Annotated in this window: 9 protein-coding genes; 5 read left to right on the top strand and 4 right to left on the bottom strand. The window is 71.4% G+C overall.

The annotated features are described in order from the left end of the window. A partial coding sequence (locus tag AC13HU_RS28110) for a fumarate hydratase (protein ID WP_483044764.1) occupies window positions 1–1,617 on the bottom strand: 1,617 nt, incomplete at its 3' end. Window positions 1,618–1,842: 225 nt separating this feature from the next. On the opposite strand from AC13HU_RS28110, the gene AC13HU_RS28105 reads away from it, so the two are divergent. Beyond that, window positions 1,843–2,562, top strand: coding sequence for a DUF1707 SHOCT-like domain-containing protein (locus AC13HU_RS28105; protein ID WP_483044763.1), 720 nt, complete (start codon window positions 1,843–1,845; stop codon window positions 2,560–2,562). Window positions 2,563–2,939: 377 nt separating this feature from the next. Beyond that, on the top strand, window positions 2,940–3,293 hold the full coding sequence (locus AC13HU_RS28100; protein ID WP_483044762.1) for a WhiB family transcriptional regulator: 354 nt from the start codon (window positions 2,940–2,942) through the stop codon (window positions 3,291–3,293). Between the two features lie 190 nt (window positions 3,294–3,483). Here AC13HU_RS28100 and glpX read toward each other — a convergent pair whose 3' ends face one another. Beyond that, window positions 3,484–4,515 (bottom strand): class II fructose-bisphosphatase, encoded by a 1,032-nt coding sequence (glpX, locus tag AC13HU_RS28095; RefSeq protein ID WP_483044761.1) that lies wholly within the window; start codon window positions 4,513–4,515, stop codon window positions 3,484–3,486. A gap of 161 nt (window positions 4,516–4,676) precedes the next feature. On the opposite strand from glpX, the gene AC13HU_RS28090 reads away from it, so the two are divergent. Further along, window positions 4,677–5,213, top strand: coding sequence for a DUF4245 domain-containing protein (locus AC13HU_RS28090; RefSeq protein WP_483044760.1), 537 nt, complete (start codon window positions 4,677–4,679; stop codon window positions 5,211–5,213). Window positions 5,214–5,269: 56 nt separating this feature from the next. On the opposite strand, the gene AC13HU_RS28085 is transcribed toward AC13HU_RS28090, so the two are convergent. Both AC13HU_RS28085 and AC13HU_RS28080 read right to left on the bottom strand, forming a co-directional pair. Next, window positions 5,270–5,509: an exodeoxyribonuclease VII small subunit gene (locus tag AC13HU_RS28085; protein ID WP_483044759.1), complete on the bottom strand. Its 240-nt coding sequence runs from the start codon at window positions 5,507–5,509 to the stop codon at window positions 5,270–5,272. Between the two features lie 10 nt (window positions 5,510–5,519). Then, window positions 5,520–5,903 (bottom strand): cupin domain-containing protein, encoded by a 384-nt coding sequence (locus AC13HU_RS28080; RefSeq protein ID WP_483044758.1) that lies wholly within the window; start codon window positions 5,901–5,903, stop codon window positions 5,520–5,522. Between the two features lie 250 nt (window positions 5,904–6,153). On the opposite strand from AC13HU_RS28080, the gene AC13HU_RS28075 reads away from it, so the two are divergent. Beyond that, entirely contained in the window at window positions 6,154–6,468 is a 315-nt protein-coding gene (locus tag AC13HU_RS28075) for a hypothetical protein (protein ID WP_483044757.1), read from the top strand. Continuing rightward, entirely contained in the window at window positions 6,465–7,025 is a 561-nt protein-coding gene (locus AC13HU_RS28070; RefSeq protein WP_483044756.1) for a hypothetical protein, read from the top strand. Before AC13HU_RS28075 ends, AC13HU_RS28070 begins: the two co-directional genes overlap by 4 nt. Window positions 7,026–7,036 lie beyond the last annotated feature (11 nt).

Here is a 7,036-nt window from a genome sequence, read left to right as displayed (position 1 = left end):
GTCGTTGCCCTTGTCGTCGACGACGACGAACGCCGGGAAGTCCTCGACCTCGATCTTCCAGACGGCCTCCATGCCGAGTTCGGCGTACTCCAGGACGTCGACCTTCTTGATGCAGTCCTGGGCGAGGCGGGCCGCGGGGCCGCCGATGGAGCCGAGGTAGAAACCGCCGTGCGCGGCACACGCGTTGGTGACCTGCTGGGAGCGGTTGCCCTTGGCGAGCATGACCAACGAGCCGCCGGCGTCCTGGAACTGCTCGACGTACGCGTCCATACGACCCGCCGTGGTGGGGCCGAAGGACCCGGAGGCGTATCCCTCGGGGGTCTTGGCCGGGCCGGCGTAGTAGACGGCGTGGTCGCGCAGGTACTGCGGCATCTCCTCGCCCGCGTCCAGCCGCTCCTTGATCTTGGCGTGCGCGATGTCGCGCGCGACGACCAGCGGCCCGGAAAGTGAAAGCCGGGTCTTGACCGGGTACTTGGTCAGCTCGGCGCGGATCTCGTCCATCGGCCGGTTGAGGTCGATGCGGACCACGTCGTCGTCGAGGCCCGCGGCGGAGCCGCCATTGAGCGCGGCGTCGGTGGTCTCCGGCAGGAAGCGTGCCGGGTCGGTCTCCAACTGCTCCAGGAAGACGCCCTCCGCGGTGATCTTCGCGAGCGCCTGCCGGTCGGCGGAGCAGGACACCGCGATCGCCACCGGGCAGGACGCGCCGTGCCGCGGCAGCCGCACCACGCGCACGTCGTGGCAGAAGTACTTCCCGCCGAACTGCGCCCCGATCCCGATCTTCTGGGTCAGTTCGAAGACCTGCTGCTCCAACTCCTTGTCGCGGAAGCCGTGTCCGGCCGGCGACCCGGAAGCGGGCAGCTCGTCGAGGTAGTGCGCGGAGGCGTACTTCGCCGTCTTCAACGCGAACTCCGCGCTGGTGCCGCCGACCACGATCGCCAGGTGGTACGGCGGGCAGGCGGCCGTGCCGAGCGAGCGGATCTTCTCCTCCAGGAACCGCATCATCGACGCCTCGTTCAGCACCGCCTTCGTCTCCTGGTAGAGGAAGGACTTGTTGGCGCTGCCGCCGCCCTTCGCCATGAACAGGAACTTGTACGCGCCGCCGTCGGTGGCGTACAGCTCGATCTGGGCGGGCAGGTTGGAGCCGGTGTTCTTCTCCTCCCACATGGTCAGCGGGGCCATCTGGGAGTAGCGCAGATTGAGCTTCGTGTACGCGTCGTAGATCCCGCGGGACAGCGCTTCCTCGTCGCCGCCTTCGGTGAGCACCTGCTGGCCGCGCTTGCCCATCACGATCGCGGTGCCGGTGTCCTGGCACATCGGGAGCACGCCGGCCGCCGCGATGTTCGCGTTCTTCAGCAGGTCCAGGGCGACGAAGCGGTCGTTCGGGCTGGCCTGCGGGTCGTCCAGGATGCGGCGGAGCTGGGCGAGGTGGGTGGGGCGCAGGTAGTGGGAGATGTCGTGCATGGCCTCGGCCGCGAGGTGCCGCAGCGCCTCGGGCTCCACCTTGAGGAAGGTGCGGCCGTCCGCCTCGAACGTGCTGACGCCTTCGGCGGTGACCAGGCGGTACGAAGTGGGGTCCGCACCGAGCGGAAGCAGATCCGTATACGTGAACTCGGGCATTTGCGGCAATCCTCACTCGGCTGCGTCGACGCTGAAGCGTATTCAGAGTAGATCCCCCTCCTGCCGCCCCCACCCCGGGGCGGGGTGCCCGCGGAAGGCGGTCCCGAGCGGGGAGTGGGGGCGTCCTTGCGGAGAGTGGCGGCCTTCCGCGAGGGCGCCCCCTAGGGGGTCGCTCAGGGGACTTCGGGGTAGTCGCGATCTATCGCGTCTGTGTACGGTGGGCGGGTGGACGAATCGCCGCTCCAGAAGCGCTCACAGCCCGCGGAAACGCCCGACCGTCCCAGTCCGGTGGTCAAGGCCCCCGCCGGCCCGGTGGTCCCGCAAACCGCCGGCGGCGCCCTGCGGGCTTCGGACGCCGACCGCGACCGTATCGCCGACATCCTGCGCGAGGCCCTCGCCGAGGGCCGGCTCGACGCGGAGGAGCACTCCGAGCGGCTGGACCGGGTCTACGGCGCGAAGACCGTCGGAGAACTGGAGCCGCTGGTACGGGATCTGCCCGCGGGCGGTGCGGCCGCGGCGGCACCCGCGTCCGCGGCGCGCGCGTACGCGGGAGAGTCGGGCGGCGAGAATCCCACCCTCGTCGGCATCCTCAGCGGAGCCGAACGCAAGGGCCGTTGGCGGGTCGGCAACCGGATCACCGCGGTCGCGATCATGGGTGGTATCGAGATCGACCTGACCGAGGCGACGTTCACCGCGCCCGAACTGGTCATCCACTGCACCGCGGTCATGGGCGGCATCAGCGTCAAGGTCCCGGAGAACGTCACGCTGCACGGCAGCGGTGTGATCGGCATCATGGGCGGCGCCGACGTGCGCGCCTTCGAGGCCCCCGACCCGCAGGCGCCGTCGGTGCGGGTCACCGGAGTTGCCTTCTGGGGCGGGGTCGAGGCCAAGGCCAAGCGCGGCAAGAAGGTCGTCGACTGGGCGAAGAAGCGGCGCGAGGGCTGACAGCGGGCTGGCACGAGTTGGCGCGAGACGCGGGTCACGGGACGCGGGTCGCGCGCCACAGGTTGCGGCACGCCGAACCACGTTCCGCGACCAGGCCCGCCGTCACTCCCGGGGCTGCCCACACCCCGTCGCGGGCCCAACTCCCGCTCACTATTGGCATATCGGATGCCCGGAGTGGCGTACGCCGGAGCGAGTGTCGCACGCGGGAACGAACACGGTGCGCATGAAGTCGCGCACAGCGGGTAGGGGAACGGCACGCCGCCGCACGGCAGCTCCGGCCCAGTTTCGCCCGGGCGCCGGGCGGCGACGGGCAAGCGTGGCAATCTCCCCCAGAGCCGCGCCTGGGGGACCCCCAACGCCGTCGTCAGGAGTTTCCCGTGCTTCAACCGATCGAGCCCGTCACGGACCCCACGCTCCCGCCTGGACACCCGCGGGATCTGGGCGGCCCCTGGCACTCGGAGGCCGCCTGCCGAAGCGACGAGGCGGGGCTGTTCTTTGCACCGTCGAAGGAGCCGACGGCGGCCAGGCTGTCGCGCGAGGAAGCCGCCAAGCGGGTCTGCGCGCGCTGCCCGGTGATGCTCGAATGTCGTGAACACGCCCTGTTGCAGCCGGAGCCGTACGGGGTGTGGGGCGGCATGACCGCCGCCGAGCGCCGCGTGGTGCTCGCCCGCAGGCGCCGCCGCGAGGTCGAGCTCCAACACGCGGCACCCCGTATCGCCGCGGCCGGCTAGCCACCCGATTCCGTACGCGAACGCGATCTCGTACGCGTGCCCGTGCCCGTACATACCGAACTCGTACGTGTACGTGTGACCTGCCAGCGCGGGCGCAAACGTATCCGGGTGGTGCGGACCAGCAAGTGGCGCGGCAGGTCGGCGACGGGTTGCCGGGCGCCCGACCTGGAGCCGGGCGCCCGGGGCGCCCTCAGTTCGCGCGGTCGAAGTCGATCGCGCTGTACGCCCGCAGCTTCGACAACCGGTGCACCGAGTCGATCTGCCGGATCGTGCCGGACTTGGACCGCATCACCAGGGACGAGGTGGTGGCCGTCTCCGCCCGGTAGCGCACGCCGCGCAGCAGTTCGCCGTCGGTGATGCCGGTCGCCACGAAGAACACGTTGTCGCCGCTGACCAGGTCCGTGGTGTGCAGCACGCGGTCCAGGTCGTGGCCCGCGTCCAGTGCCTTGCGCCGCTCGGCGTCGTCCTTCGGCCACAGCCTGCCCTGGATCGTGCCGCCCATGCAGGCCATCGCGCAGGCGGTGATGATGCCCTCCGGGGTGCCGCCGATGCCCAGCAGCATGTCCACGCCGGTGTCTTCGCGGGCCGCCATGATCGCGCCCGCCACGTCGCCGTCCGCGATGAACTTGATCCGCGCGCCGGTCTCCCTGATCTGCCGGGCCAGTTCGTTGTGCCGCGGCCGGTCGAGCACCATGACCGTCACGTTCTCGGGGGCGACGCCCTTCGCCTTCGCCACCCGGCGGATGTTCACCGCGGGCGGCGCGGTGATGTCCACGAACTCGGCCGCCTCCGGGCCCACCACCAGCTTGTCCATGTAGAAGACCGCCGACGGGTCGTACATCGTGCCGCGGTCGGCGGCCGCGAGCACCGACACCGCGTTCGGCATGCCCTTGGCGGTCAGCGTGGTGCCGTCCACCGGGTCCACGGCGACGTCGCACTCCGCACCGGTGCCGTCGCCGATCCGCTCGCCGTTGTACAGCATCGGCGCCTCGTCCTTCTCGCCCTCGCCGATGACGACCACGCCGTTCATCGACACGGTGTGTACGAGGGTGCGCATCGCCTTGACGGCGGCGCCGTCCGCACCGTTCTTGTCGCCGCGGCCCACCCAACGGGCCGAGGCCATCGCGGCGGCCTCGGTGACCCGGACCAGCTCAAGGGCGAGGTTGCGGTCGGGCGCCTCCGGGCTCACTTCGAGTTGCGGAGGCAAGTGCTGTTCGGTCATCACGCGCACCTTTCTGTACGGGGACGGCCGGAAAATGAGGGTGCTGCGACCCTATCGGGTGAACTGCGAATCTGAGCAGGGGGCATGTCACATGAGCGGCCGCTGCCCCTTCGGGTACCCGGCGGACGGGCCGCAAACGCCCATGGGGGACGATAGAGCGCGTGGCAGCGGACAAGCGTGGTGGCAACAAGACGATCCGGGACCTGGTCCTGTCGATGTTCGTGCTCGGCGTCGTGGTCTTCCTGATCTATCTGTTCATCCCGCACGACTCCAACGCGAGCCCGGTCAAGACCGAGACGGTCGGGTACAGCGTGGAGCTCCAGCAGGCGAGGCGGGACGCGCCCTACCCGGTGGCCGGCCCCGAAGGGCTGAGCGCGAAGTGGCGGGCGACCTCCGTCACGTACTCCGCGGGCGACCGCGGCAACGTCACCTGGCACCTCGGTTTCATCGACCCCGACCAGCAGTACGTCGCGCTGGAGCAGTCCAACGGCAACGCGGCCGCGTTCATCACCCAGGTGACGATCAACGGGCACCGCGACGCCGGGCGTACGGTTCCGGTCGGCGGCGTGAGCTGGCAGTACTACACCGGCGGGCGCTACGACGCGCTCGTGCGCGAGCAGAAGGGCGTCACCACCGTGGTGCTCGGCACGGCGCCCGATGCCCAACTCCAGCACTTCGCCGCCACCCTCAAGCCGTAGGCCGCCGCGGCTCCACGGGCCCGCCCGGGCAAGCCGGGGGAGCGCCCGCGCGCCCCCTATTCGGGCTCGGCTCCCTCCGCCGGCTCGCCTTCCTCCGCTGCCAGAGCGGCGTCCAGCCGGGCACGGGCGCCCTCGAGCCAGCGCCGGCAGACCTTGGCCAGCTCCTCGCCCCGCTCCCACAGAGCGAGCGACTCCTCCAAGGTCGCGCCGCCCGCCTCCAGGCGGCGCACCACGTCCACGAGCTCGTCGCGGGCCTGTTCGTAGCCGAGTACGGCGCTGGATTCCTGGTCTGCCATGCCCGCAAGCCTAGGGCGTACCGCGGACAGTCCCGAGCTGCGCGGAGTGCGGCTGCCCCGGGGAACGGATCTCCAGCATCAGGCACCCCGTCTTCGTGCGGTAGGGGCCGTGGGGCATGCCCGGCGGGCGGGAGGCGTAGTGCCCGGCGGTGAAGGTGCGGCCGAGCGTGAGGTCCGCCAACTCGCCCTCCAGCAGGTACACCTCCTCGTAGTAGGCATGCCGGATCACGCCCGCCGCGGAGGTGTCGAGACCGGGCTCCCAACGGGCCAGCCGGGTCTGCTCGACCGCGGGATCGGGCCCGGCGGACAGCAGCCGCTCGCTCACCCCCGGCGCGCCCGCGGCCGCCCGCCACGGCGTCGCCGCCGTGTCGTAGAACTCGTGCTCGTCCTTCATCCGAGCCAGGCGTTCAAGGCCCCTCGATTCCGTGGACCCGCGCTGTGGACCCGCATCGTGGACCCGCGCGCGTCGCGTCGCCCGCCGAGACGCGCGCGGAGGGGAGCCGCCGCCCAGCTCCCCGGTTCCGGCCGCCCCACCTCCCGGTTCCGGCCGCGGCGCGCCCTCTTCCGTGCCGACTGCAACCTTTCGGGTCCCGCGCGGGACTGACGCCTGCCCGTATTCCATCCAACGGAGGCTCGCCCACACCGTGTTCAGCAGATCCCCCGCCCGCCCCAGGGCCAGCGCGTCCGTCCTGACGGTTCTCACCGCCACCGCTGTCACCGCTGTCGCCGCCCTGGCCGGCTGCGGCGGCAAGGGCGCCACGCACGCCGCCGGCACGACGCCGCCCGCGCCGAGCGCCCCCACGCAGGTCATCGCGTCCGCGCCGGACCTGGCGTCGATCACCCCGGAGGCCGTCGTCACCCCGACGGCGACGGGCTCCGCGACGACGCCGGCGCCGAAGGGCCCGACCGCGAGCCTGACCGCCGAGCAGGTCTGGGCGCGCGCGCCGCCGCGACCATGAGCGCCCTGACCTCCGTGTCCGTGACGACCGACACGGTCGGCGGCGACCACATCCGGCTGCATGCCACGTCGTCCATGGACAGCAAGGGCGACTGCGTCGGGCAGTTCACCGCCGGCGGCGGCAGCGGCCAGGTGATCCACGTCGGCCGGACCAACTACCTCAAGGCCGACCGTCGAACCTGGAACACGATCGGGAACAGTGACCGGCCGGATCCCGGCTTCATCGACTTCGCCGCAGGCCACTGGATCACCGGACCGTTGGCACAGCTCGGCAACTTCGGCCTGGACTCGATGTGCAACCTGGCGGAGACCACCCAGGACACCACCTCCGACTTCGGCGGCGCCAAGTCCAAGGGCGCGGCCACCACCGTCGACGGTCACGCGGTGATCCCGGTGACCCAGAAGTCCGACAGCGGCAGCGTCACCCTCTACGTCGCCGCCAACGGCCCGGCGGAGGTGCTGCGCTGCGTGCAGAAGGGCCAGAACCCCGCGACGAGGACCTTCACCGGCTACGGCGCGCCCCTGCACGCCAAGGCGCCGTCCGGCGTACGCGGCTGACACCCGGATCC

The sequence above is a fragment of the Streptomyces sp. NH27 genome (assembly GCF_056859195.1).
This window is presented reverse-complemented; position numbering and strand designations above follow the sequence as displayed.